The sequence below is a fragment of the Stenotrophomonas sp. TWI587 genome (assembly GCF_039674145.1).
GTDB classification, from domain to species: Bacteria; Pseudomonadota; Gammaproteobacteria; order Xanthomonadales; family Xanthomonadaceae; genus Stenotrophomonas; species Stenotrophomonas maltophilia_AY.
On record NZ_JBDJMW010000003.1, the window covers coordinates 237,748 to 261,540 of the forward strand.

Here is a 23,793-nt window from a genome sequence, read left to right on the forward strand (position 1 = left end):
TCCGCCACGCTAGAATGCGAGGCTTACCAGCAGGGATCTGAATCTATGTGCGGCATTGTGGGAGCGATCGCGCATCGCGACGTGGTACCGGTACTCATCGAAGGATTGAAGCGACTGGAATACCGGGGCTACGACTCCTCCGGCATTGCCGTGATCGACGCCTCCGCGGCCGAGCCCGGTGTCCGTCGCGTGCGCCGTACCGGCCGCGTGGCCGAGATGGAGAAGGCCGCTGCGAGCGAAGGCTTCCAGTCGCTGCTGGGCATCGGCCACACCCGCTGGGCCACCCACGGTGGCGTGACCGAAGCCAATGCCCACCCGCACATCAGCCACGGCGTGGCGCTGGTGCACAACGGCATCATCGAGAACCACGAAGAGCAGCGCGAGAAGCTGCGCGCGCTGGGCTACACCTTCGAGTCGCAGACCGATACCGAAGTGATCGCGCACCTGATGCACCATCACCTCAAGGAAGGCGACAGCCTGCTGTCGGCGCTGCAGCGCACCGTCAAGGAGCTGACCGGTGCCTACGCGCTGGCGGTGATGAGCCGCGCCGAGCCGGACCACTTCGTGTGCGCGCGCATGGGCTGCCCGCTGCTGGTCGGCCTGGGCGAGGGCGAGAATTTCGTCGCCTCCGACGTCTCGGCGATCATCCAGGCCACCCGCACCGTGATTTTCCTGGAAGAAGGTGATACCGCCGATATCCGCCGCGATGGCGTGCAGGTCTACGACGAGCACAACCAGCCGATCGTGCGGGAGGTGCACCTGTCCGATGTCTCGCTGGCGTCGCTGGAGCTGGGCCCGTACCGCCACTTCATGCAGAAGGAAATCCACGAGCAGCCGCGCGCGCTCGGCGACACCATCGAAGCGGCGATCGACGCTGGTGGCTTCCCGGCCACGCTGTTCGGCAAGAACGCCGAGGCGGTGCTGTCGGGTATCGAAGGCGTGCAGATCATCGCCTGTGGCACGAGTTACTACGCCGGCCTGACCGCGCGTTACTGGATCGAAGCCATTGCCGGCTTGCCGTGCAGTGTGGAGATCGCCAGCGAGTACCGTTACCGCGCTGCTTACGCGAACCCGAAGCATCTGATCGTCACCATTTCCCAGTCCGGCGAAACGCTGGATACGATGGAAGCGCTCAAGTACGCCAAATCGCTCGGCCATCTGCACACGCTGTCGATCTGCAACGTGCCCGAGAGCGCGATTCCGCGTGCCAGCGAACTGGTCTGCTACACCCGCGCCGGTGCCGAGATCGGCGTTGCCTCGACCAAGGCCTTCACCACTCAGCTGGCCGCGCTGTTCCAGCTCACCGTGGTGCTGGGCAAACTGCACGGCCGCATCGATGCCGCGCAGGAAGCGGACTACCTGGAGCAGCTGCGCTTCCTGCCGGGCAGTGTGCAGCACGCGCTCAACATGGAGCCGCAGATCGCCGCATGGGCCGAGCGCTTCGCACGCAAGAGCAGTGCACTGTTCCTGGGGCGTGGCCTGCATTACCCGATCGCGCTGGAAGGCGCGCTCAAGCTCAAGGAGATCACCTATATCCACGCCGAGGCGTACCCGGCCGGTGAGCTCAAGCACGGCCCGCTGGCGCTGGTGGATGAGGACATGCCGGTGGTGGTGATCGCGCCGAACGACAGCCTGTTGGAGAAGGTCAAATCCAATATGCAGGAAGTGCGTGCGCGCGGCGGTGAACTGTTCGTGTTCGCCGACCAGGACAGCAACTTCGTCGAGTCCGATGGCGTACACGTGATCCGCACGCCGCGCCATGTGGGCGCGCTGAGCGCGGTGGTGCATACCATCCCGGTGCAGCTGCTGGCGTACCACACCGCATTGGCCCGCGGGACAGACGTGGACAAGCCGCGCAATTTGGCCAAGAGCGTGACAGTGGAGTGATGTGTCCGCCTGTCGAGCGGGCTGACGCGTATCGAGGGTGGCCCTGCGGGGCCACCCTTTTTTTGTGCAATCACCCGGTTGTAGAGCCACCCCATGGGTGGCTGCAGGAGCCGGAGCGAAGAACAGCCACCCATGGGGTGGCGCTACACGGCCGCCTACACCGGAACTTTAGTCTCACCCCGCGGCGGCATTCAGCGACGGTTTTACTCGCGGTGCCATTCTCAGGGTCGTCCATTGCTTCCACGACGAACCGTCCCAGATTTGCAAACTCCTGGGCCCGGGTGCGGTCGTAGAATCGAGTGACCGAGGCAGGTGCATCGCCACCGACCTCGTTGCAATCAGGCGCCTCTCTCGACTTCAGTAACCTGCACCAGGAAACAAGAATGAACGTCCGCGAACTCCTGCAATCCAAGAAAGAAACGATCGTGACCATCGATGTGGAAGACACCATCGGTGCAGCGGCCCACAAGATGAGCGCGCACAAGATCGCTGCCCTTGTGGTGATGAAAGACGATATGCCGGTCAGGATCATTTCCGAGAAGGACATCGTGCGCACGCTGGCGGACGACGGCCCGCAGGCCGGGCGCCGGGTGATTTCCACGCTGCCGTCGGCAGGATTGGAAGGGATCGGGCCGGACGCGACGCTCAAGCAGGCGATGGCGCTGATGACCTACTCGCGTCACCGTCATCTGATGGTGACCGAAGACGCCAAGCTGGTCGGCATCCTGAGCCTGGGCGATATCGTCAAGAATCTGCTCAGCGAACTGGAGCTGGAAAAAGCGGTGCTGCAGGACATCTACATGGCGGCGCACTGACACTGCCCGTGTCCTGCTGACGGGTAACGCCGGCCGCCGGCCGGCAACCCCACGCTGGAGAATCAACGCCGGCCTTCAAGGCCGGTCAGCTGCTGAAGGTCGGACAGCAGCAGCCGATAGGCTGCCTGCTGTGGCTCACCTGCCGGCTGCCGCAACACCCATGACGGATGCACCGTCGCGAATGCGCGGGTGCCGTCCTCCAGGGAGTGCCAGCGACCGTGGTTGGCCATCAGGTTGAACCCGGCGCCGAACACCGCGGTGGCTGCACTCGCCCCCAGGCAGACGATCACCTGCGGTCGCACGTTCTCGATCTCGCCCATCAGCCACGGCCGGCAGGCGTTGATGTGGGTGATCTGCGGCTTGCTGTGGATGCGCCGCTTGCCACGCCGTTCAAAGCGGAAGTGTTTGACCGCATTGGTCATGTAGAGCGTGCGGCGATCAATGCCGAGGTCGCGCAGGGCGCGATCCAGCAGTTGTCCGGCGGGGCCAACGAACGGGTGTCCGCTGAGGTCTTCGCTGTCGCCGGGTTGCTCGCCGACCAGCATGATCCGTGCGTCCTGCGGGCCTTCGCCGAACACGGTCTGCGTGGCCGGCTCCCACAGCGGGCAGCGGCGGCACGCAGCGGCGGCATCGCGCAGGGCATCCAGGGTGGCAGGTGGGGTATCCGTCACTGGCGCGGTTGAGGCGATGGCCTCGGGGATACGCCGTCGCGGGGCCTGTGCTTCACGGTCGTGCATCTCCTGCACCCGGTCACCGGCATCACGGACCAGTTGCGGCAGCAAGGATGCTTCGGGCAGGTGTTTCCAGTATTTGGCCGGCATTTCCTGCTGCATCATCCGCGTGTTGAGCCGCGCCGGGTTGAAGATGTTGGCGTAGTAGGTGCGCCACAGTTCTTCGCGCGCGTCTTCCACCGGCGCGTCGCTCTGGCGGCCGCCCGGACCGAACGACAGGTGTTGCCCGTCCCAGTGCACGCTGCGGTACGGTGTAAGAATCGCCCAGCGCATGCCGGCGAAGCGACGCGCGAAAAACGGTGCCACGCGGTCGACGATCTGGTGGTCCGGTTCGAACCAGGCAATGAAGGCGTCCTGCTCGCCGGGTACCTCACGAAAGCGGACGAAGGCCTTCATCTTGTGGGAGTCGCGACGTACCGCCTGGCTCAGGGCCATGGCGCGCAGCACGTCAGGATCGGCGGGATTGGAGAGCAGACTGCGCTCGCCATGGGTGATACGCCAGAGCATGCGGTAGAGCAGCGACATCCGTTGCGGATCGCGATGGCACAGGCAGATGGCGGCCAGCTCGACAAACGCTTTGGAGACATACATCTGCGGCTCGGCCAGTGGCGCTTGGCCATCGTCCAGTGAGGTCAGTGGCGGGGCATCAAGCAATGAAGCCCCCTGATCCTGCAGCCAGTCCAGCTGATCCGGTCGCACCGCATGGCGTAAGGCCAGGCGCGCGGCCGCGCGCCATGCATCCAACGACCACGCCGGGTCGACACGCACACTCCAGCGTGACATGTCAGTGGGCAGCAGCGTCGGGGAACAATGCGCCCTGTCGCGGCGGTGGCGCCAGCCGCGCCCGCAGCGCCGCCGGGTCATCCAGTGCGCGCCGCGGATGATGGTCGGCCAACTGCACGAACGGCAGCAGCTTGCTCATCGGTGCACGCAGGCGGGCCACATCGGCCACGCGCAGGCGTCCATGTCGCCGCGCCATCAGCACCCGCTTGACGTTGCGCACGCCAAGGCCAGGTACGCGCAGCAGCAGCTCCTTGGGCGCGATATTGAGATCGACCGGGAAGCGCTCGGGGTGGCGGATCGCCCAGGCCATCTTCGGGTCGATGTCCAGGTCCAGCATGCCGCCCTGGGTGGTATCGGTGATTTCCTCCACACCGTACCCGTAGAAGCGCAGCAGCCAGTCGGCCTGGTAGAGGCGATGCTCCCGTGCCAGCGGCGGAGCCTGCAGGGGCAGCGCCTTGCTGGCGTCGGGAATGGGGCTGAAGGCGGAGTAGTAGACGCGGCGCATCCGGTAGTTGCCGTACAGATTGTCGGCCGCGCTGAGGATCTGATTGTCGCTGGCACCGTCTGCCCCCACGATCATCTGGGTGCTCTGCCCGGCAGGCGCGAAGCGGGGGGCACGCGCACGCCGCCCGCGCGGGGCCGGTGACGGTGCAGCGACCGCATTGCCGCCTGGAGGATCGGACTTGCGCGCCTCCTTGGCTTCCTCGATCTGCCAGCGCAGCTCACCCATGGCGCCCCGGATCGACGGCAGGGATTTCTCCGGCGCGAAACTGGCCAGCCCGGCTTCGGTGGGCAGCTCGATGTTGATCGACAACCGATCAGCATGGCGTCCGGCGGCGGCGAGCAGCTCCGGCGATGCTTCGGGAATGGTCTTGAGGTGGATGTATCCGGCGAACCGGTGTTCCTCGCGCAGCACCCGGGCCACTTCCACCATCCGCTCCATGGTGTAGTCGGCGTTGCGGATGATCCCACTGGAGAGGAACAGGCCTTCGATGTAATTGCGCTTATAGAAATCCATCGTCAGCGCGACCACTTCGTCCACGCTGAAGCGCGCCCGCTGCACGTTGCTCGACACGCGGTTGACGCAGTACGCGCAGTCGTAGATGCAGAAGTTCGTCAGCAGGATTTTCAACAATGACACACACCGGCCGTCGGGCGTGTAACTGTGGCAGATGCCCATGCCCTCGGTGCTGCCGATGCCACCGGACGTGCGCGAATCGCGCTTGCCCGCGCCGCTGGAGGCGCAGGACGCATCGTATTTCGCGGCATCGGCAAGGATGGCCAGTTTGCGGATCGTCTCCATGGAAGGACCGTACCGGGCCGCGGTCTCATCCAGTGAGACGGATCTGCCCATGCCTGAAGAATTCAGAGTTCAGCTCAGCCGTCGAAGGTCACCTTCACCGATTCGGCGCTGTACGTCGCGGGGCCATGGAACACCACCTCGATATTGTTGCCATCCGGATCCAGCGCGAAGGCCGCGTAGTACCCCGGATGGTAAGGGCGTTGGCCCGGCGCACCATTGTCCTTGCCGCCGTTGGCCAATGCAGCCTGGTGGAAGGCGTCCACGGTCGCGCGGTCGCGGGCCTGGAAGGCGAGATGATGGCGGCCGGTGAGTTGGCCCAGCGCGGCTTCACTGTCCGCCGTGGAAATGAACAGCTCATCGGCCCAGAAATAGGTGTCGCCTTCACCGGCAATCGGGATGCCGATCGTGTCGAGCACGGCCTGGTAGAACCGGCGGCTGGCGGCAAGATCCTTGACCACCAGCTGCAGGTGGTCGATCAGGCGGCCGCGGTGAAGTTCCATCGTTTCCATACCGGCTCCGTTGGGTGGGTGGGACGGGGCGCAGATATACCACTGGAGGGTGCCTGCAGCTTTGTCGCTGCGTCGACCTTGCTGACCACGCGTGGAGACCTGTCGGCCACGGCCCTTCCGCCGGCCCGCCCGCTGACCTACGCTGCGCGCTGGCGTCATGAACGCGCAGGCGGAGGAGGCAACGATGCTGTGGATGGTGATGATGGCCCAGGCGGTCGCAGGCGACGCCGGTTATGCACAGGTACGCGCACTGGCGCAGCGTGATGAAGCCAGCCTGGCGCCGGCGGCGTACACGCAGATGCTGGACAGCATGAGCCGGGTGGGCGGTGAGAGTTTCGCGCGGTGCATGCCGACCCCCGCGCCGGAGACGCTGGCGCCGTTCACGGTGGTGCTGCAACTGGATGCACAGGGCAAGGTGCTGCGGACCTGGCGCGAAGGCGACGAAACGGTCGCACGCTGTGTCGATGCAGGGTTCGCTGGGAAAACGCTGTTCGTGCCACCGAAGGCGCCGTTCCATGCGGCCTTCGAGTTCCAGGTCCAGCCATGACGCCCACGACGCGCCGGTAGCGGCCGGCGCGTCGTGCAGAGGCAGGGGTCAGGCGATCGGGGTGTTGGAGATGATCTCCACCCAGTAGCCATCCGGGTCCTTGATGAAGGCCAGGTGCTTCATGCGGCCGTCTTCCAGGCGCTTCTGGTAGGGAACGTGCAGCTGATCGAAGCGCTTGCAGGCGGCCTGGATGTCCGGCACGGACACGCAGATGTGGCCGAAGCCACGCGGGTCGCTGTTGCCGTCGTGATACACCGCGCCGGCCTGGGTGTCGGTGCCGTGGTTGTGGGTCAGCTCCAGCACGCCGGGGATGCCGGCCATCCACACGCGGCGGGCCTCGTCACCCTCGGGAATCTGCGTGCCGGCCGGCAGCAGGGCCAGGAAGTACAGGCTGAAGTCGGCTTCCGGGAAATGGCGCAGATCGATCAGGCGGAAGCCGAGCACGCGGGTGTAGAAATCCAGCGAGGCGGCCGCATCCTTCACGCGCAGCATGGTGTGGTTGAACACGAAACCGGTGGTTTCGGCCGGCGGCTGGGCGGCGACACCGGGCTGGTTCTGGAAGGCGGCGAGGCTCATGGGGGCATCCTGGGGGCAGGGCCGCATCGGTGCGGCGGATGCGTCATTTTACCGGTCCCGGCCGGGCGGGGTGGCGGGTAGAATGGTGTGTCTCCCTGACCAGCGTTCATCATGTCTCAGCGTGAATGGGTGGCGTCCGCCATCCGCAAGATCGAAGCCGATTTCAACCGTTCGGCCGATACCCACCTGATCCCGATGGACCTGCCGGGGTTTGATGGCATCGACCTGTATTTCAAAGACGAATCCAGCCATCCCACCGGCAGCCTGAAGCATCGTCTGGCGCGTTCGCTGTTCCTGTACGCGCTGACCAACGGCTGGCTGCGTGAAGGCCGCCCGGTGATCGAAGCCTCCAGTGGCTCCACGGCGGTGTCCGAAGCCTATTTCGCCCGGTTGCTGGGCCTGCCCTTCATCGCGGTGATGCCGGCCTCCACCTCGCCCGAGAAAATCGCGGCGATCGAGTTCCACGGCGGCCGCTGCCACCTGGTGGAGCGCGCCTGTGACCTCAACTGCGATTCGGAAGCGCTGGCCCGCGAAACCGGTGGCCATTTCATGGACCAGTTCACCTACGCCGAGCGTGCCACCGACTGGCGCGCGAACAACAACATCGCCGAATCGATCTTCAAACAGATGGCCGAGGAGCCGCATCCGGTGCCGGAATGGATCGTGTGCAGCCCGGGTACCGGCGGCACCGCCGCCACGCTGGGCCGCTACGTGAGCTACCGCCGGCATGACACCCGCATCCTGTGCGCGGATCCCGAAGTGTCGGTGTTCTACGACGGTTACTGTGCCGCACTGGCCGGGCAGCCCTGGCGCGAGTTGACCTGCAGTGGCGGCTCGCGCGTGGAAGGCATCGGCCGGCCGCGGGTGGAATCGAGCTTCATCCCGACCAGTGTCGATGCGATGGTCAAGGTGCCCGACGCGCTGAGCCTGGCCGCGATGCGTCATGTCAGCCGCCAGCTTGGCCGTCGCGTCGGCGGCTCCACCGGCACCAATTTCATCGGCGTGCTGCAGGCCGCGCAACTGATGCGCGATGCCGGCCGCAGCGGCTCGATCGTGACCATCCTGTGCGACAGCGGCGAGCGCTATGCGCACAGCTACTACAACCCCGCGTGGTATCCGAAGCAGGGCATCGATGTGGACGGCGCCGATGCGCTGCTTGCCGCCGCCGTGGCGGGGCAGGGGCTGCCGGTGCTGCCCTGCGTCTCGCTGGAAGCGCTGTACTGAGCGAGGCGCCGGGTCTGGCGTGAACCTGGCCCATCGGCGCACCCCGGGGCCTTGTGTGGGGTGGGGGGCAATGCCATATCGTGGGGTGATGCCGCTGCGCGGCCCCGTTGTCTGGAGATGCCTGTGACCCCCACCAACCCCCTGCTCGATTTTTCCGGCCTGCCGCGTTTCGATGCGATCCAGCCCGAGCACATCGCCCCGGCGATCGATGCCTTGCTGGCTGAGGCCGAAGCGGCGGTGAAGACCGCCGAGACCGTGACCCCGGTGACGTGGGCAACCTTCGCCGATCCTCTGGACGATGCCACCGAGCGCTTGTGGCGCGCGTGGGGCCAGGTCGGCCACCTGCAGGCTGTGGTGAATACCCCGGCGCTGCGTGAGGCCTACAACACCACTCTGCCCAAGGTGACGCGCTTCGGCAGCGCGCTGGGCCAGAACCTTGCGCTCTATCAGCAGTACCGTGCCTTGGCCGCCGCGCCGGAAGCTGCGCAGTACGAGCCGGCACGCCGCAAAGTGCTGGAGAACGCCCTGCGTGACTTCCGCCTGGGCGGTGCCGAACTCGACGATGCTGGCAAGGCGCGGTACAGCGCGATCCGCGAAGAACTGTCCGCGCTTTCGGCAACGTTCTCGCAGAACGTACTCGATGCCACCGATGCGTGGTCGTTGCATGTGGAAGACCGCGCCGAGCTGGCCGGCCTGCCGGACGATGTGATCGCCGCCGCGCGTGCGGCGGCGGAGAAGGATGGCCTGCCCGGCTGGAAGCTGACCCTGCAGATGCCGTGCTACATCCCGGTGCAGACGTATGCCGAACATCGCCCGCTGCGCGAGGCGCTGTATCGCGCCAATGCGATCCGCGCGTCCGAATTCGGTGATGCCACGCTGGACAACAGCGGCAACATCGATCGTGTGCTGGCGCTGCGTGCGGAGCTGGCCGCGCTGCTGGGCTTTGCCAACTACGCCGAGTATTCGATCGCCACCAAGATGGCCGAGGATGCGCCGCAGGTCCTGGGCTTCCTGCGCGATCTTGCCGCGCGTGCCAAGCCGTATGCACAGCGCGATCGCGCCGAGCTGGAGGCATTCGCGCGCGACGAACTGGGCATGGCCGAGCTGGAAGCGTGGGACCTGCCCTTCGCGGCGGAGAAGCTGAAGCAGGCGCGCTACAGCTATTCCGAGCAGGACGTGAAGCAGTATTTCACCGAGCCGAAGGTGCTGGACGGCCTGTTCAGTGTGATCCGCAGCCTGTATGGCCTGGACGTGCAGCCGGACAGTGCACCGGTGTGGCATCCGGACGTGCGCTTCTTCCGGGTGGTCGATGCGCAGGGCGCGCTGGTGGGCCAGTTCTATTTGGATCTGTACGCGCGCGAAGGCAAGCGCGGTGGCGCGTGGATGGATGATTGCCGCAACCGCCGCGAGACCGCCGCCGGCGTGCAGACGCCGCTGGTGTACCTGGTCTGCAACTTCGGCAAGGGTGCCGCCGGGCAACCGGCGACCTTCAGCCATGGCGACGTGACCACCCTGTTCCATGAAATGGGCCACGGGCTGCATCAGTTGCTGACCCGCATCGGCGAGCTCGGCGTGGCTGGCATCAACGGCGTGGAGTGGGACGCGGTGGAACTGCCGAGCCAGTTCATGGAGAACTTCTGCTGGGAATGGGACCGCGTGCAGGCCATGACCGCCCACGTAACTACCGGCGAGCCGCTGCCGCGTGCACTGTTTGACCGCATGCTGGCCGCACGCAATTTCCAGAGCGGCATGTTCACCGTGCGCCAGCTCGAGTTCGCTCTGTTCGACATGCAGCTGCACAGCGCTTTCGACCCGACCCAGGACAGCGTGCAGGCGCTGCTGGAGCGTGTGCGCGACGAGGTGGCGGTCAACCGGCCGCCGGCCTGGAATCGCTTCCCCAATCAGTTCAGCCACATCTTTGCCGGTGGCTATGCGGCGGGCTACTACAGCTACAAGTGGGCCGAAGTGCTCAGCGCCGATGCCTATGCCGCGTTCGAGGAAGCCCCGGACAAGGTGACCGAAACCGGTCAGCGGTTCCGCGATGAAGTGCTCTCGCGTGGCGGCAGCCGCAGTGCGGCAGAGAACTTCGCCGCGTTCCGTGGGCGCGCGCCGACGGTGGACGCGCTGCTGCGGCACAACGGCATGGTGTGATCCTGGTTACGGTAGTGCCGGCCGCTGGCCGGCTCTGCATCCTGCCGCCAGGGGCGGAGTGTCATGCAACGTGAAGAGCCGGCCAGCGGCCGGCACTACGCGGCAGCGTGATCGGACTGGACGTGGCTCATTCGGCGTAGATCATCTTGCGGGTCATGCCGCCGTCGACGATGTGGTCCTGGCCGGTGATGAAACCGGCCAGGTCCGAGAGCAGGAATACCGCCAGCGCGCCGATGTCCGGCGGCTGGCCGACCCGGCCGACCGGGTGCTGGGCATGATCGCGGCGGGAGAGCTTTGGCGTGCGCCGCCGTGACGGTGCCTGCCAGGCATCGGTGGTGATCCAGCCGGGGCTGATGCTGTTGACCCGCACGGCCGGCCCTTCGCTCAGCGCGAGTGCATGGGTGAAGGCGACCAGCCCGCCCTTGGCCGCGGCATAGGCTTCACTGTCCGGTTCGGACTGCCAGGCACGGGTGGAGGCGATGTTGAGGATGGCCCCGGCGTGCTCGCGCAGGGCGGGCAGGGCGTGCTTGCTGCACAGGAAGGCGCCATGCAGGCTGGAGAGGCGGCGTTGCCACTCGGCCAGCGGCATCTCCGCCAAGGACGTGCCATGGGCACTGGCGATGCCGGCATTGTTGACCAGGCCATCCATGCGCCCGAAGCGCTTCATTGTTGCCTTGATCAGCGCCTGCACACTGCGCTCGCTGGCCACGTCCGCGCGCTGGAACGCCGCGCGCTCCGGCAGCGCCCATTCCTTCAGACAGGCCTTGCCGGCATCGGCATCCAGGTCGGCGATCATCACGCTGCCACCGGCGCCGAGCACCGCCTGCGCGATGCCCCGGCCAACCCCCTGCGCACCCCCGGTGATGACCACCACGCGGTCGCGCAGCGGCTGTGCCGGCCAGTCGAGGATGGGCGGGGTCAGTGACACGGCGGCATGTCGTTGCGGCCCAGCAGACGCGTCCAGCCTTCGATGCCGAGCTTGTCCAGGGTTTCGATGTTGCGTTCCACGATCACGTCCGGATCCGGGAACGCGGCGACCGCACGCTCGACGCTGTCTTCGCGCAGCAGGTGCAGGGTCGGGTAGGGCGCACGGTTGGTGTAGTTGCTCACGTCTTCCGGCGCCGCGCCGGCGAACTGGTACTGCGGATGGAAGCTGGCCACCTGCAGGATGCCCTGCAGATCCAGTGCTTCGATCGCCGCATCGGCGTTGTCCAGGAAATCGTTGTAGTCCAGGAAATCGGTGAGCACCTCCGGATGCACGATCAACGTCGTGTCGATCTGCTCGGCCGGCGTATCGCGCAGCAGGATCAGCTCCTCGGCCAGCTCTTCGACCAGTGCCTCGGGCGTGGTCGCATCGCTGAGCACGAACCGCACCTGGTCCTTCACGTACACCGCTTTGGCGAACGGGCACAGGTTCAGGCCGATGACGATCTGCTCCAGCCATTTCCGGGTCTCGGCAATGGGGTCGTGGGTGGCAGTGAGGGAAGCATCGTTCATGGCGGGCGGTGTCGCTGGCTGGGCTGTTGATTGTACGGCGCGGCGGTGAAGCGGGCAGGAGATCGGCTCCACTGTCCATTAACTGGACACCGGCCATGCTGATAAACCCTTATCCGGCAATCACTTGCAGTGATCGGGCCAACGGCCAATAGGCAGTGGCCCATGGCAGGTATCCAATGGCCGGGTACACGACGCAAGGAGTTCTCAGAGATGGCAACACACGCATTCCTGCCGACGGCCACGTGGTCCGGCAAGCTGTTCGATGGTCAGTGGACCTCGGGTGCCGGCACCCAGGATGTGGTCGAACCCGCCACCGGCGAGCGATTGGGTGAGATCGCGATGGCCGACCCCGCGCAGATCGCGCGTGCGGCCGCCACCGCCGCCAAGGCGCAGCGCGACTGGGCCAGCGCCCCGTATGACACCCGCGCGCAGGTCCTGCGCCGCGCCGCGCAGCTGGCCGAAGAACACAACGATGAGATCGTGCAGTGGCTGGTCCGTGAAAGTGGCTCCACCCAGCTTAAGGCCGGCTTCGAGGCCAAGGTGAATACGAAGGCGCTGCATGAAGCGGCGGCACTGCCCTCGCGCAGCATCGGCGAAGTCCTGCCGTCCGAGCCGGGCCGCCTGAACCTGGCGCGCCGCCGCCCGCTCGGCGTGGTCGGCGTGATCGCGCCGTTCAATTTTCCGCTGTATCTGGCCATGCGTGCGGTGGCACCGGCGCTGGCGCTGGGCAACGCGGTGGTGCTCAAGCCCGATCCGCGCACGGCGGTATGCGGTGGCTTTGTGATCGCACGCCTGTTTGAACTGGCCGGCCTGCCTGCTGGCCTGCTGCATGTGTTGCCGGGGGATGGCGCGGCCGGTGCGGCGCTGACCAGTGACCCGAACATCGCGATGATCCAGTTCACCGGGTCCACCGGTGCCGGGCGCAAGGTGGGCGAAGCGGCCGGTAAGCACCTGAAGAAGGTGTCGCTGGAACTGGGCGGCAAGAATTCGCTGATCGTGCTCGACGATGCCGACATGGATCTGGCCGTCGCCAACACGGCCTGGGGCGTCTATCTGCACCAGGGCCAGATCTGCATGGCCACCGGCCGCGTGCTGGTCCAGCGCAGCATCCACGCCCGCTTCCTGGAAAAGCTGGTGGCCAAGGCCAAATCGCTCAAGGTCGGCAATCCGGCCGATGGCGAGGTGGCGATCGGGCCGTTGATCAATGCCCAGCAGCGCGACCACGCCGCGCGCATCGTCGCCGAGGCGCAGGCCGCCGGTGCCACCCTGGCCACCGGCGGTGGCTACAGGGATCTGTTCTTCGAGCCGACCGTGCTCAGCGATGTGAGTCGCGACAACCCGGCCTTCCACGAAGAAATCTTCGCGCCGGTCGCAGTGGTGGTGCCGTTCGATACCGACGATGAGGCGGTCGAGCTGGCCAATGACAGCGAGTACGGCCTGTCGATGGCGATCGTGTCCAGCAACGTCGGCCGCGCGCTGAAGCTCGGCGAACGGCTGCGCACCGGCCTGCTGCACATCAACGACCAGACCGTGAACGATGAGGTGATCAATCCGTTCGGTGGCGTCGGTGCCTCGGGCAACGGCACCAGCATCGGTGGCCCGTCCAACATCGACGAGTTCACTCAATGGCAGTGGATGACCGTCAAGGGCGAAGCGCCCGCCTACCCGATCTGATCCAGGAGACCCTCATGACCGCAACAGCAGAACTGCGCGACATCACCGTGGCCGTGGTGCGCGAAAAAGAACAGCCCTTCACGATCGAGAAGGCGCGTATCCGTGGCCCGCAGGACGATGAGGTGCTGGTCCGCGTGGTCGCCACCGGCCTGTGCCATACCGATCTGATCGTGCGTGACCAGTACTACCCCGTGCCGCTGCCGGCCGTGCTTGGCCATGAAGGCGCGGGCATTGTCGAGGCGCTCGGCCCGGGCGTGAAAGACCTCAAGGTCGGCGACCATGTCGTGCTGACCTACGGCGCCTGCGGCCACTGCAATCCCTGCAGCGGCGGCCACGGCGCCTACTGCAAGGATTTCTTCGGCCTGAACTTCGGGGGCGGTGCGCTGGACGGCTCCACCGCGATCCAGGATCCGGACGGCCACCCGCTGCACGATCACTTCTTCGCGCAGTCTTCCTTCGCCACCTACGCACTGAGCCGCGAAAACAACGCGATCAAGGTGCCCGACGATGCGCCGATCGAGCTGCTCGGCCCGCTCGGCTGCGGCATCCAGACCGGTGCCGGTGCAGTGATCAACTCGCTCAAGGTGACCGCCGGCAGCAGCTTTGCCAGCTTCGGTGCCGGCGCGGTCGGGCTGAGCGCGGTAATGGCCGCTCGCGTGGCCGGTGCGACGACCATCATTGCCATCGACGTGGTGCCTTCTCGGCTGGAACTGGCCAAGGAACTGGGTGCCACCCACGTGATCAACAGCCGCGAGGTCGATGTGGTGGAAACCGTGCGCGGAATCACCGGCGGCGGCGCGAACTTCGCGCTGGAATCTACCGGCCGCCCGGAGGTGCTGGCGCAGGGCATCGAAGCGCTTGGCGGGCTGGGCGTGATTGGCGTGGTGGGCGCGCCGAAGCTGGGCACCAAGGCCGAGTTCGACGTCAACAACCTGCTGCTCGGCGGACGCAGCATCCGCGGCATCATTGAAGGCGACAGCGTGCCCAAGGTGTTCATCCCGCAGCTGGTGCAGTTGTATCAGCAGGGTCGCTTCCCGTTCGACAAGCTGGTCAGGTTCTACCCGCTGGACCAGATCAACCAGGCCGCCGAGGACAGCACCCGCGGTGTCACCCTCAAGCCGATCCTGACCATCGGCGGGTGAAACGGTCCGTCGCAGGCGTGCATGCCTGCGATGACGTCTCAGTCAGCGTTGCGGGGGTAGGCTGTCGGTCCGAGGTGGAGATCGACCGATGGCCGCGATGGTTCTGGAACAGCAGCAGGTATTGGCCGCCGCCCGTCAGCGTTTTGCCGAGGGCGGCGCGCTGATGGACAGCGTGGTCAGCCCGCCGGTGCAGCGCTCCTGGGAGCGTTCGCGCCAGGCTGGCGTACAGCCCCGGCAGGAGCCGTACTATGCGCCCCTTGCCGCGGCTGCCGCGCGCCTCGACGACCCTGCCGACCGCCGCCTCGCACGCTGCGTGCGCGAGGACATGGACCACCTCTGGGCCGCCTTCGGTGGCCGCCAATGGACGCTGTTCTGCGTCAACGCCGACGGCCTGGTCATCGCCCAGCGCGAACACGGCCTGGCCGATGTCCCCGTGCTGCGCCCGATCCAGATCGGCCGGCGCCTTCGCGAGATCGACATCGGCACCACCGCTCCGGCCTGCAGCCTGGCCGAAGACGCGCCTGCTCTGGTGCGCGGCAACGAACACTACCTGGACCGCTTCGCCTCGGTGTTCTGCCTGAGCGTCCCGCTGCATGGATTGGATGGCGAAGTACTGGGCGCACTGGACATCACCGGCACCGGCGAACGCGACGCGGAGCTGCTGCACGGCTACTTCCGCCAGGCCGCGCTGTCGGCCGAGAACCGCCTCATGCAGGACCACCGCCCCTGTCACCTGCTGGCCGTGCAACACGACACCCGCTGGCTGCACTCACCACTGCAGGGCCTGCTGGCCATCGAAGAAGACGGCCACGTACGCGCCGCCAATCGCGTCGCCCGGCGCCTGTTCGGTCTCCCACGACGCGGCCCCTTGCCGGTCCTCACCCTCGAGGGCCTCTTCGCCGGCGCCAGCGTCCACCAGCGTCGCCGCCTGCTGCAGACCGGGCCCGCCCACCGCGTCCGCCTCGATGAGGACACCGCCGTGCACGTGCAGTACCTGCGCGGACCCCTCGCACCGCATGCCAGCGTGAAGCTCGACGCACCCCGCGCCACCGCCGCAGGTGCATCGCTGCGCACGCACACCACACAGCACGTCCGCGACGCCGTGGCCGCCCATCAGGGCAACGTCAGCGCCGCCGCACGCCAGCTCGGCATCTCACGCACGACCCTGTACAAGCTGATTCGCGCGTAATGAGCAGTGCCCGGCGGTACACACGCCGGAAGCCGCATCTTTTCGATCTGCGCAACGAGGTTGCCGGCCAGCGGCCGGCACTACCGATGGGATATCGCCTGGTCGCCGGCAGTGGCGGGCGCGACCGCTTTGCTCGCCCATCCGCAGAGGAAGCGTCGGGGCGCCGGGTAGGGGCGGGCCTTGCCCGGACCATGAGCGGCATGGATGCCGCGACATGAGCCCCCATGGACGGGTTTACGGCGGGTCCGGGCAAGGCCTGCCCCTACCCGACGCAGCCTCGCCAGTGAATCGCCAGCCTTTAGCGATGAGCTGCCAGCGCCCAAAACAACGAAAGCCCATCAGCAACAAACACAGGCGCCCTTCGCTGGCGCTCCTCGCTACAGCCGTCCGGCCAAGATCAATCGCGGAAATTATCAAACTGCAGCGGCACCTCGAACGTCTCCTTCCGCAACAGCGCCATCGCATCCTGCAGATCATCGCGCTTCTTGCCCGTCACCCGCAGCTTGTCGCCATTGATCTGACTGTCCACCTTCAACTTGGCCTCCTTGATCTTCGCCGCGATCTTCTTGGCCACCTTCTGCTCGATCCCCTGCTTGACCGTGATCTTCTGCCGCGCACCGGCCAGATTCGATTCGATATCGCCAAACTCCAGGCACGCCGCATCGATCTTCCGCGCCGTCAAGCGCTGACGCAGGATGTCCGTCATCTGCTGCAACTGGAAATCGCTCGGCGCGGACTGACTGATCACGCTGTCTTCCAGCACGTACTTGGCGTCCACCCCCTTGAAATCGAAGCGCGTGGACAGCTCGCGGTTGGCCTGGTCGACCGCATTGGTCAGCTCGTGGGTGTCGACTTCGGAAACGACGTCAAAAGAGGGCATGGGGAGTACTCCAACGGGTGAATGTCCCATTCTAACCAACCCGTCATGGACGGCCCGTCGCCGGCGGCGATAATGGGCCATGAACACCCAACGCTCCCCCTCCCGTGCCGTCGCCTGGATGCTGATGGCCGTGGCCTGCTTCTCGCTGATGGATGCCGGCATGAAGCAGCTGGCCACCAGCTATCCCACCCTGCAGGTCACCTTCCTGCGCGGCGCGGCCTCGCTGCCGTTCGTGCTGGTCTGGGTGCTGGCCACGGCCGGCCCGCGCTCGCTGGTGCCCAGGCGCTGGGTCCTGCACCTGCTGCGTGGCGTGCTCGGCATGGCGATGATCGGCTGCTTCGTCTACGCCCTGCGCAGCCTGCCGCTGTCCACCGCCTACACCATCTACTTCGTCGCCCCGCTGCTGATCGCCGCGCTGTCGGTGCCCCTGCTCGGGGAGAAGGTCGGCCCGCGCCGCTGGATCGCCATCGGCATCGGCCTGGTCGGTGTGCTGGTCGTGCTGCGGCCCGGGGTCGGCGGCTTCATCTCGCTGCCTGGCCTGATGGTCCTGCTGGCCGCGACCGCGTACGCGCTGGCCGCGATCACGGTCAGCATGCTGACCCGCACCGACACCCCTCAGTCCATGGTGGTGTGGTTCCTGGTGATCATGGCCGTCGGCGCGGGTCTACTGGCGATCCCCGACTGGCAGCCGTTGCAACTGGGCCACGCCTCGCTGATCGCCGGCATGGGCCTGGCCGGGGCAGGGGGGCAGGTCGCCCTGACCCGCGCCTTCCAGCTGGGCGAGGCCTCCATGATCGCCCCCCTCGAATACACCGGGCTGGTCTGGGTGATCGGGTGGGATCTCCTGTTCTGGGGCGCGCTGCCCGACTCGGTCACCTGGCTGGGAGCGGCGATCATCGTGGCCTCCGGCCTGTACCTGCTGCACCGGGAGCGGGTCCGCCACGTGCAGCCGCCCAGGCCGCTGGACCATCCCTGAGCGGTCCCGGGCGGCCCATGACGCCGCCTTATAATCAAACGGAATATGATTCGATCCTGCCGCGCGGGCCAGGGCCGTCCTGCGCTGGTAGGCTGCACGCCCCCTCCCGTCGATGCCCCGGTTGACCGCGAAGTGATCGAGTTCCAGCGCCTGCACAAATCCTATGCCGTCGGCGGCCGCGCGATTGCCGCGCTGCAGCCGCTGGACCTGACCATCGAGGCCGGCGAGGTGTTCGGCATCATCGGCCATTCCGGCGCGGGTAAATCAACGCTGATCCGGCTGATCAACCGGCTGGAGGAGCCCAGCGGCGGCCGCCTGCTGATCAATGGTGAGGATGTCACCGCGCTGGATGCCGAGGGCCTGCGCGTGCTGCGCCGGAAGATCGGCATGATCTTCCAGCACTTCAACCTGCTCTCGTCGCGCACCGTGGCCTCCAATGTCGCCTTCCCGCTGGAGCTGGCCGGAACGCCGCGCGCGGAGATCGACGCCCGCGTGGACGAACTGCTGCATACCGTCGGCCTGGAAGCGCACGCCAACAAGTACCCGGCGCAGCTGTCCGGCGGCCAGAAGCAGCGCGTCGGCATCGCCCGCGCCCTGGCCACCCGCCCGCAGATCCTGCTGTGCGATGAGGCCACCAGTGCGCTGGACCCGCAGACCACGGCCTCGGTGCTCAAGCTGCTCGGCAAGATCAACCGCGAGCTGGGCCTGACCATCGTGCTGATCACCCACGAGATGGATGTGATCCGCCGTGTCTGCGACCGTGTCGCCGTGCTCGATGCCGGCCACCTGGTCGAAACCGGCCCGGTCACCGAGGTGTTCCTGCACCCGCAGCACCCGACCACCCGCCGCTTCGTCAGCGAGTCCGAACAGGTGGACGAGGGCGAACTGCACAAGGATTTCGAGGCCGTCGCCGGGCGCATCGTGCGCCTGACCTTCCTCGGTGCCGACACCTACGAGCCCCTGCTGGGGCGCATCGCGCGCGAGACCGGCGTGGACTACAACATCCTGTCCGGGCGTATCGACCGGATCAAGGACACCCCGTATGGCCAGCTGACCGTCTCGCTGGTCGGGGGCGACGTGCAGGCCGCGCAGGCGGGCTTCGTCGCCGCCGGTGTCCACCTTGAGGAGCTGCGCCGATGATCCTGGCCACCGCAGGCGGGTTCTTCCGCCATCTCGACGCCGGCAAATGGGCCGATATCGGCCAGGCCACGCTGGATACCCTGCTGATGCTCGGCGGCTCGCTGCCGCTCACGCTGCTGATCGGCCTGCCGCTGGGCGTGCTGCTGTTCCTGACCGGTTCGCCGCAGCTGCACCGCAAGCCGGTGCTGTACGGCGCGCTCGCGCTGCTGGTGAACCTGCTGCGCTCGGTGCCCTTCATCATCCTGATGATCGTCTTGATCCCGCTCACGCTGTGGATGATGGGCACCTCGCTGGGCGTCCGTGGCGCGATCGTGCCGCTGGTGATTGGCGCGGCGCCGTTCTACGCACGTCTGGTCGAAACCGCGCTGCGCGAAGTGGACCGCGGCGTGATCGAAGCCACCCAGGCGATGGGGGCTACCACCTGGCAGCTGGTCACCCGGGTGCTGCTGCCGGAAGCGCGGCCTGGCCTCATCGCTGGCGCCACTGTCACCGTGATCGCCCTTATCGGCTTCACCGCGATGGGCGGTGCGATCGGCTCGGGCGGCCTGGGCGACCTGGCATTCCGCGATGGCTACCAGCGTTCGCATACCGACGTGGCCCTGGTCACCGTGGTGCTGCTGCTGGTGCTGGTGCAGATCCTGCAGATGATCGGCGACCGCTTGGTGACGCATTACAGCCGGAAGTAATCGGTAGGGGACACGTCCCGGCCAAGCCGCCCATTGCAACACCAAGGCGGCAATACGCGCAGATTCGATTGATCAGGCGTTCCCCGAGCGCATCATTGCGTGACGGGCACCTGTGTTACATTCCGTTTCGCGTAATACGCTGTGCGGAATGATTCGTTCCTTCCGATGCCGCCACACGCTCGCGCTGTTCGCGGGACGATGCCCTGGACGATTCCGTGCGTTCCAGACACTGGCCGAACGCAAGCTGCAGATGCTGGATGCTGCACAGACCCTGCAGTTCCTCCGCAGCCCGCCCGGAAATCGGCTCGAAGCGCTTCGTGGCGAACGACGTGGGCAGCACAGCATCCGCATCAACGCGCAGTGGCGGTTGTGTTTTATCTGGACCGACAACGGTCCGTGTGATGTCGAGATCGTCGATTACCACTGAGGTGCCATCCATGAGCCGTCCCACCAACAACCTCAGGGCCGTCCATCCGGGCGAAATCCTGCGCGAGGAGTTTCTGCTGCCGCTGCAGCTGAGCATCACCGCGCTGGCACGGGCCTTGGATGTGCCGCCGACGCGATTGCACGCCATCGTGCATGAAACCCGTGGCGTAACGGCGGATACCGCAGTGCGCCTGGCGCGTCATTTCGGCGGGGATGCCGCGTCGTGGCTGGCCCTCCAGGCCGAGTACGACCTGAAGACGCTGCCGACGCGGCAGGAAATCGAGCGCAGAGTGCAGCCGCGCGAGGCGGCCTGACCGCCGCCCTTACCGGACGTTCGGCACTTCAAAGCCCAACCGGTCCACCTGCTCGGGGTGCTGCGGCACGCGCTTGAGCTTGTCGGTGTTGACCCCGTAATCGTCACGCAGGCGCGTGGCGAGCTCCTTGTAGAGCTCCTTGTCCATGTCCGGCTGGCGCGCGAACACCCACGCCATCTCGCGGCCCGGGTAGCCGAGCATCGCCCACGAATAATCCGGCGCCACTTCCAGCACGCGCGTGTGGGTCGGCACCACCTTGTAGAACCAGGTGCGCCAATTGTGGTTGCCGCTCTTCTCGTCCACCGAAGCACGCACTGTCAGTTCCTGCAGTGGTTCGGAGAAGCCGTTGCGGTAGCGGTAGGTGATGGACACTTTCTGGTCGCCACGCAGGCGGAATTCGTTGACGCTGGCGACGTGCCCTCGCTCGATCGGATTCGGCACGCGGCCGATCACATACCAGGTGCCCATGAAGCGCTGCAGGTCGATCGGCGCACCGGCGCTGTCGACGGCGACCGGGGTCGGCGCGGGTTCCGGCTTGGTCTCATGGCGGAACGCACAGGCAGACAGCAATGCCATCGAGGAGACCAACAGGACAGCGCGAAGCGGGCGGTTCGAAGACATGCGGCGGGTGGCTCCAGTGGCTGGCAGGGGCATGGTGGGTGGGACAGCGGAGAACGTCAATGGCGGCGCAGCGGTTGCGTGACCGATTCACACAAGCGTGACGCCTGGCGTCGTTCCAGCACCGTCCCGTGCAAGGTCGCAGCCCTTGAGATGGCGGCGCGGCAAGGTGACGCATCACTTTCGCACGGAGCTGTGTCATGACCCTGTCGTCTTCCCCGCGTTCGTCCGACCGTCCCGATCCGCGCGTGCTGCGTTGCGTCAGGCAGGCCGCCCTCGCCGGGCTGGCCCTGACCCTGGTGTGGCCTGCCGCCCGAGGGCACAGCGAGTGGATTGGCTGGCTGCCGATGTGGCTGATCGGCATGCCGCTGATGGCCTGGTGGAGCCTGCTGCGCTTCCGCCTGCCGCTGGCCGGCCTGCTCAGCCGCACCGCCCGCCGCCGCCGGGGACCGCAGGCGCGGCGCCGCAGCCGCCCGCTGGCACGCCCGGCGCGGCCTGACCTTCGACACGTGAGCCGCGGCCAGCCGGTGTGATAGCGTCCCAAGGCTATGAACGCCTGGAGCTGCAATGTCACGATTCGCTTCCGCCTGCCTCGTGGCAGGTCTGATCTCCGCCGGTGCGGCGGGAACCGCCATGGCCGCTGACGCCCCCGCGGATAAGTACGCCTGGCTTGAAGACGTCACCGGTGACAAGCCGCTGGCGTGGGTCAAGGAACAGAACGCCAAGTCCGAAGGCCGGCTGGCCTCGACCCCGGCCTTCAAGCAGATGGAGACCAGCATCCGCGAGGTGCTCGACTCCGACGCCAAGATCCCGGGCGTGCAGAAGATCGGTGACTATTACTACAACTTCTGGAAGGACAAACAGCACGAGCGTGGGCTGTGGCGCCGCACCACGCTGGCCGAGTACCGCAAGGCCTCGCCGCAGTGGGAAACCGTGCTGGATCTGGATGCACTGAACAAGGCCGAGGGCGAGAACTGGGTCTGGCACGGCGCTGACTGCCTGCGCCCGGACTATTCGCGCTGCCTGATCGCGCTGTCGCGCGGCGGCGCCGATGCCGATGTCACCCGCGAGTTCGACCTGGCCAACAAGACCTGGATCAAGGACGGCTTCTTCCGTCCGGAATCCAAGGGTGGCCTGAACTGGATCGACCGCGACACCGTGTTCGTCTACACCGATTTCGGCACCGGCACGATGACCACCTCCGGGTATCCGCGCGTGGCCAAGCTGTGGAAGCGCGGCACCCCGCTGAGCTCGGCCTCGGTGGTCTACGAAGGCAAGCCCGATGACATGTACATCGCGGCCATGCACGACGATACCCCCGGCTACGAGCGCAACCTGGTCAGCCGCACGCTGGCCTTCTACAACAACGAGCTCTATCTGCGCGCCGACGACGGCAAGCTGACCAAGATCGATGCCCCCAATTCGGCCGAAAAAGGCCTGCGCAAGCAGTGGCTGACCCTGGAACTGCGCGAGCCGTGGAGCGTGGGCGGCAAGACCTACGCCGCCGGCTCGCTGCTGGCCACCAAGCTGGACGATTACCTCGCCGGCAACCGTGACTTCGACGTGCTGTTCGCACCGACCGACACCACCTCGCTGGCCGGCACCAGCTGGACGAAGAACCATCTGGTCCTGAACGTGCTCGACGACGTGAAGAGCCGCCTGAGCGTGCTGACCCCGGGCGACACCGGCTGGAAGACGACGGCCTTCACTGGCGCGCCGTCGTTCGGCACCGTGGCCGTCGGTGCGGTGGATGCCGATGACAGCGATGCGGTGTGGATGACCGTCACCGACTACCTGACCCCGACCACCCTGGCCATTGCCGAGATCGGCAAGCAGCCGGAAGTGCTCAAGACCATGCCGGCGTTCTTCAATGCCGAGGGCAAGGTGATCGAGCAGCACTTCGCCACGAGCAAGGATGGCACCCGTGTGCCGTACTTTGTGGTGCATCGCAAGGACATGAAGCTGGATGGCTCCAACCCGACCCTGCTGTACGGCTACGGCGGTTTCGAGATCTCGCTGACCCCGTCCTACTCCGGTGGCATGGGCCGTGCGTGGCTGGAGAAGGGCGGCGTGTACGTGGTCGCCAATATCCGCGGCGGTGGCGAGTATGGTCCGCGCTGGCACCAGGCGGCGCTCAAGCAGAACCGTCACAAGGCCTATGAAGACATGGCCGCGGTCGCCCGCGACCTCGTCAGCCGCAAGATCACCTCGGCCAAGCACCTGGGCGTGCAGGGCGGCAGCAACGGTGGCCTGCTCACCGGCAACATGCTGACCCAGTACCCGGAGCTGTTCGGCGCTGTCGTGGTGCAGGTCCCGCTGCTGGACATGAAGCGTTACAGCCACCTGCTGGCCGGCGCCTCGTGGATGGCCGAATACGGCAATCCGGACACGGCCGATTGGGAGTTCATCAAGACCTTCTCGCCGTACCACCTGTTCGATGCCAGCAAGACCTACCCGCCGGTGCTGTTCACCACCTCCACCCGCGATGATCGTGTACACCCGGCGCATGCCCGCAAGATGGCGGCCAAGATGATCGACGCCGGCAAGGACGTGACCTACTACGAGAACATCGAAGGCGGTCATGGCGGCGCGGCGAACAACGCGCAGGCCGCGCACATGTCGGCTTTGGCCTATAGCTTCCTGTGGGAGCAGTTGTCGAAGTAAGCTCGGGATGGCTCGGCGGCCAGGGCCGTCGAGCCATCGGCAGGCAGTGAGCCTGCAGCGG

The 23,793-nt window shown here is 66.5% G+C and carries 23 protein-coding genes; 15 read left to right on the forward strand and 8 right to left on the reverse strand.

Features of this window, described 5'->3' with window-relative positions; translation table 11 throughout:
• Positions 1–45: 45 nt before the first annotated feature.
• Both glmS and ABE464_RS06745 read left to right on the forward strand, forming a co-directional pair.
• Complete coding sequence (gene glmS, locus ABE464_RS06740; RefSeq protein WP_346471305.1) at positions 46–1,887, forward strand: glutamine--fructose-6-phosphate transaminase (isomerizing); 1,842 nt, start codon at positions 46–48, stop codon at positions 1,885–1,887.
• A gap of 383 nt (positions 1,888–2,270) precedes the next feature.
• Positions 2,271–2,702 carry a CBS domain-containing protein gene (locus ABE464_RS06745; protein ID WP_070471894.1) on the forward strand — a complete coding sequence of 144 codons (432 nt, stop codon included), beginning with the start codon at positions 2,271–2,273 and terminating at the stop codon, positions 2,700–2,702.
• A 62-nt stretch (positions 2,703–2,764) separates the two neighbouring features.
• Here the strand turns inward: ABE464_RS06745 and ABE464_RS06750 are convergent, their stop codons facing one another.
• The 3 genes from ABE464_RS06750 to ABE464_RS06760 form a co-directional block, all read right to left on the reverse strand.
• Positions 2,765–4,216: a UdgX family uracil-DNA binding protein gene (locus ABE464_RS06750; RefSeq protein ID WP_070471895.1), complete on the reverse strand. Its 1,452-nt coding sequence runs from the start codon at positions 4,214–4,216 to the stop codon at positions 2,765–2,767.
• A gap of 1 nt (position 4,217) precedes the next feature.
• The gene (locus ABE464_RS06755; RefSeq protein WP_070471896.1) at positions 4,218–5,519 is read right to left on the reverse strand and encodes a putative DNA modification/repair radical SAM protein; all 1,302 of its coding nucleotides are present in this window, start codon (positions 5,517–5,519) and stop codon (positions 4,218–4,220) included.
• 74 nt (positions 5,520–5,593) lie between these two features.
• Positions 5,594–6,028, reverse strand: coding sequence for a VOC family protein (locus ABE464_RS06760; RefSeq protein WP_346471306.1), 435 nt, complete (start codon positions 6,026–6,028; stop codon positions 5,594–5,596).
• A gap of 184 nt (positions 6,029–6,212) precedes the next feature.
• Here ABE464_RS06760 and ABE464_RS06765 point away from each other — a divergent pair, with 184 nt between their 5' ends.
• Positions 6,213–6,575: a hypothetical protein gene (locus ABE464_RS06765; protein WP_346471307.1), complete on the forward strand. Its 363-nt coding sequence runs from the start codon at positions 6,213–6,215 to the stop codon at positions 6,573–6,575.
• Between the two features lie 48 nt (positions 6,576–6,623).
• Here the strand turns inward: ABE464_RS06765 and gloA are convergent, their stop codons facing one another.
• On the reverse strand, positions 6,624–7,151 hold the full coding sequence (gloA, locus tag ABE464_RS06770; RefSeq protein WP_346471308.1) for a lactoylglutathione lyase: 528 nt from the start codon (positions 7,149–7,151) through the stop codon (positions 6,624–6,626).
• 111 nt (positions 7,152–7,262) lie between these two features.
• Between gloA and ABE464_RS06775 the strand changes: the two genes are divergently transcribed.
• The gene (locus tag ABE464_RS06775) at positions 7,263–8,375 is read left to right on the forward strand and encodes a PLP-dependent cysteine synthase family protein (RefSeq protein WP_346471309.1); all 1,113 of its coding nucleotides are present in this window, start codon (positions 7,263–7,265) and stop codon (positions 8,373–8,375) included.
• Between the two features lie 117 nt (positions 8,376–8,492).
• Positions 8,493–10,526 carry a M3 family metallopeptidase gene (locus ABE464_RS06780; RefSeq protein ID WP_346471310.1) on the forward strand — a complete coding sequence of 678 codons (2,034 nt, stop codon included), beginning with the start codon at positions 8,493–8,495 and terminating at the stop codon, positions 10,524–10,526.
• Positions 10,527–10,653: 127 nt separating this feature from the next.
• Here the strand turns inward: ABE464_RS06780 and ABE464_RS06785 are convergent, their stop codons facing one another.
• Together ABE464_RS06785 and ABE464_RS06790 are read right to left on the reverse strand one after the other, a co-directional pair.
• Positions 10,654–11,454, reverse strand: a complete 801-nt coding sequence (locus tag ABE464_RS06785) for an SDR family oxidoreductase (RefSeq protein WP_346471311.1) — start codon at positions 11,452–11,454, stop codon at positions 10,654–10,656.
• On the reverse strand, positions 11,445–12,023 hold the full coding sequence (locus ABE464_RS06790) for a DUF1415 domain-containing protein (RefSeq protein ID WP_346471312.1): 579 nt from the start codon (positions 12,021–12,023) through the stop codon (positions 11,445–11,447). The genes ABE464_RS06785 and ABE464_RS06790 overlap by 10 nt, the downstream gene beginning before the upstream one ends.
• 210 nt (positions 12,024–12,233) lie before the next feature.
• On the opposite strand from ABE464_RS06790, the gene ABE464_RS06795 reads away from it, so the two are divergent.
• The 3 genes from ABE464_RS06795 (at position 12,234) to ABE464_RS06805 (ending at position 16,028) form a co-directional block, all read left to right on the forward strand.
• Positions 12,234–13,697, forward strand: coding sequence for a benzaldehyde dehydrogenase (locus ABE464_RS06795; RefSeq protein WP_346471313.1), 1,464 nt, complete (start codon positions 12,234–12,236; stop codon positions 13,695–13,697).
• Positions 13,698–13,711: 14 nt separating this feature from the next.
• Entirely contained in the window at positions 13,712–14,839 is a 1,128-nt protein-coding gene (locus ABE464_RS06800) for an NAD(P)-dependent alcohol dehydrogenase (RefSeq protein ID WP_346471314.1), read from the forward strand.
• Positions 14,840–14,927: 88 nt separating this feature from the next.
• A complete protein-coding gene (locus ABE464_RS06805) occupies positions 14,928–16,028 on the forward strand; it encodes a helix-turn-helix domain-containing protein (RefSeq protein ID WP_346471315.1) in 1,101 nt (366 codons plus the stop codon).
• 397 nt (positions 16,029–16,425) lie between these two features.
• On the opposite strand, the gene ABE464_RS06810 is transcribed toward ABE464_RS06805, so the two are convergent.
• On the reverse strand, positions 16,426–16,908 hold the full coding sequence (locus tag ABE464_RS06810) for a YajQ family cyclic di-GMP-binding protein (protein WP_123730133.1): 483 nt from the start codon (positions 16,906–16,908) through the stop codon (positions 16,426–16,428).
• A gap of 79 nt (positions 16,909–16,987) precedes the next feature.
• Here ABE464_RS06810 and ABE464_RS06815 point away from each other — a divergent pair, with 79 nt between their 5' ends.
• From ABE464_RS06815 to ABE464_RS06835, 5 genes are all read left to right on the forward strand, one after another.
• The gene (locus ABE464_RS06815; protein ID WP_346471316.1) at positions 16,988–17,884 is read left to right on the forward strand and encodes a DMT family transporter; all 897 of its coding nucleotides are present in this window, start codon (positions 16,988–16,990) and stop codon (positions 17,882–17,884) included.
• Positions 17,885–18,016: 132 nt separating this feature from the next.
• Positions 18,017–19,024: a methionine ABC transporter ATP-binding protein gene (locus ABE464_RS06820; RefSeq protein ID WP_346471441.1), complete on the forward strand. Its 1,008-nt coding sequence runs from the start codon at positions 18,017–18,019 to the stop codon at positions 19,022–19,024.
• Entirely contained in the window at positions 19,021–19,710 is a 690-nt protein-coding gene (locus ABE464_RS06825) for a methionine ABC transporter permease (RefSeq protein ID WP_346471317.1), read from the forward strand. Before ABE464_RS06820 ends, ABE464_RS06825 begins: the two co-directional genes overlap by 4 nt.
• Before the next feature lie 148 nt (positions 19,711–19,858).
• Positions 19,859–20,137: a type II toxin-antitoxin system RelE/ParE family toxin gene (locus ABE464_RS06830; RefSeq protein WP_346471318.1), complete on the forward strand. Its 279-nt coding sequence runs from the start codon at positions 19,859–19,861 to the stop codon at positions 20,135–20,137.
• Positions 20,138–20,147: 10 nt separating this feature from the next.
• On the forward strand, positions 20,148–20,450 hold the full coding sequence (locus ABE464_RS06835) for a HigA family addiction module antitoxin (RefSeq protein WP_137190416.1): 303 nt from the start codon (positions 20,148–20,150) through the stop codon (positions 20,448–20,450).
• 9 nt (positions 20,451–20,459) lie between these two features.
• Here ABE464_RS06835 and ABE464_RS06840 read toward each other — a convergent pair whose 3' ends face one another.
• A complete protein-coding gene (locus ABE464_RS06840) occupies positions 20,460–21,071 on the reverse strand; it encodes a lipocalin family protein (protein ID WP_123730137.1) in 612 nt (203 codons plus the stop codon).
• Positions 21,072–21,274: 203 nt separating this feature from the next.
• On the opposite strand from ABE464_RS06840, the gene ABE464_RS06845 reads away from it, so the two are divergent.
• Positions 21,275–21,601, forward strand: coding sequence for a hypothetical protein (locus ABE464_RS06845; protein WP_346471442.1), 327 nt, complete (start codon positions 21,275–21,277; stop codon positions 21,599–21,601).
• A gap of 34 nt (positions 21,602–21,635) precedes the next feature.
• Positions 21,636–23,732, forward strand: a complete 2,097-nt coding sequence (locus tag ABE464_RS06850) for a prolyl oligopeptidase family serine peptidase (RefSeq protein WP_346471319.1) — start codon at positions 21,636–21,638, stop codon at positions 23,730–23,732.
• Positions 23,733–23,793: the final 61 nt, after the last annotated feature.

Excerpts from the sequence above, each read along its gene's own strand:
- ABE464_RS06800 (WP_346471314.1), top strand. The coding sequence starts at position 13,712 with ATGACCGCAACAGCAGAACTGCGCGACATCACCGTGGCCGTGGTGCGC.
- ABE464_RS06850 (WP_346471319.1), top strand. The coding sequence starts at position 21,636 with ATGTCACGATTCGCTTCCGCCTGCCTCGTGGCAGGTCTGATCTCCGCC.
- ABE464_RS06765 (WP_346471307.1), top strand. The coding sequence starts at position 6,213 with ATGCTGTGGATGGTGATGATGGCCCAGGCGGTCGCAGGCGACGCCGGT.
- ABE464_RS06760 (WP_346471306.1), bottom strand. The coding sequence starts at position 6,028 with ATGGAAACGATGGAACTTCACCGCGGCCGCCTGATCGACCACCTGCAG.
- gloA (WP_346471308.1), bottom strand. The coding sequence starts at position 7,151 with ATGAGCCTCGCCGCCTTCCAGAACCAGCCCGGTGTCGCCGCCCAGCCG.
- ABE464_RS06750 (WP_070471895.1), bottom strand. The coding sequence starts at position 4,216 with ATGTCACGCTGGAGTGTGCGTGTCGACCCGGCGTGGTCGTTGGATGCA.
- ABE464_RS06840 (WP_123730137.1), bottom strand. The coding sequence starts at position 21,071 with ATGTCTTCGAACCGCCCGCTTCGCGCTGTCCTGTTGGTCTCCTCGATG.
- ABE464_RS06795 (WP_346471313.1), top strand. The coding sequence starts at position 12,234 with ATGGCAACACACGCATTCCTGCCGACGGCCACGTGGTCCGGCAAGCTG.
- ABE464_RS06825 (WP_346471317.1), top strand. The coding sequence starts at position 19,021 with ATGATCCTGGCCACCGCAGGCGGGTTCTTCCGCCATCTCGACGCCGGC.
- ABE464_RS06805 (WP_346471315.1), top strand. The coding sequence starts at position 14,928 with ATGGCCGCGATGGTTCTGGAACAGCAGCAGGTATTGGCCGCCGCCCGT.
- ABE464_RS06830 (WP_346471318.1), top strand. The coding sequence starts at position 19,859 with ATGATTCGTTCCTTCCGATGCCGCCACACGCTCGCGCTGTTCGCGGGA.
- ABE464_RS06815 (WP_346471316.1), top strand. The coding sequence starts at position 16,988 with ATGAACACCCAACGCTCCCCCTCCCGTGCCGTCGCCTGGATGCTGATG.
- ABE464_RS06835 (WP_137190416.1), top strand. The coding sequence starts at position 20,148 with ATGAGCCGTCCCACCAACAACCTCAGGGCCGTCCATCCGGGCGAAATC.
- ABE464_RS06790 (WP_346471312.1), bottom strand. The coding sequence starts at position 12,023 with ATGAACGATGCTTCCCTCACTGCCACCCACGACCCCATTGCCGAGACC.
- ABE464_RS06775 (WP_346471309.1), top strand. The coding sequence starts at position 7,263 with ATGTCTCAGCGTGAATGGGTGGCGTCCGCCATCCGCAAGATCGAAGCC.
- ABE464_RS06780 (WP_346471310.1), top strand. The coding sequence starts at position 8,493 with ATGCCTGTGACCCCCACCAACCCCCTGCTCGATTTTTCCGGCCTGCCG.
- ABE464_RS06810 (WP_123730133.1), bottom strand. The coding sequence starts at position 16,908 with ATGCCCTCTTTTGACGTCGTTTCCGAAGTCGACACCCACGAGCTGACC.
- ABE464_RS06745 (WP_070471894.1), top strand. The coding sequence starts at position 2,271 with ATGAACGTCCGCGAACTCCTGCAATCCAAGAAAGAAACGATCGTGACC.
- glmS (WP_346471305.1), top strand. The coding sequence starts at position 46 with ATGTGCGGCATTGTGGGAGCGATCGCGCATCGCGACGTGGTACCGGTA.
- ABE464_RS06755 (WP_070471896.1), bottom strand. The coding sequence starts at position 5,519 with ATGGAGACGATCCGCAAACTGGCCATCCTTGCCGATGCCGCGAAATAC.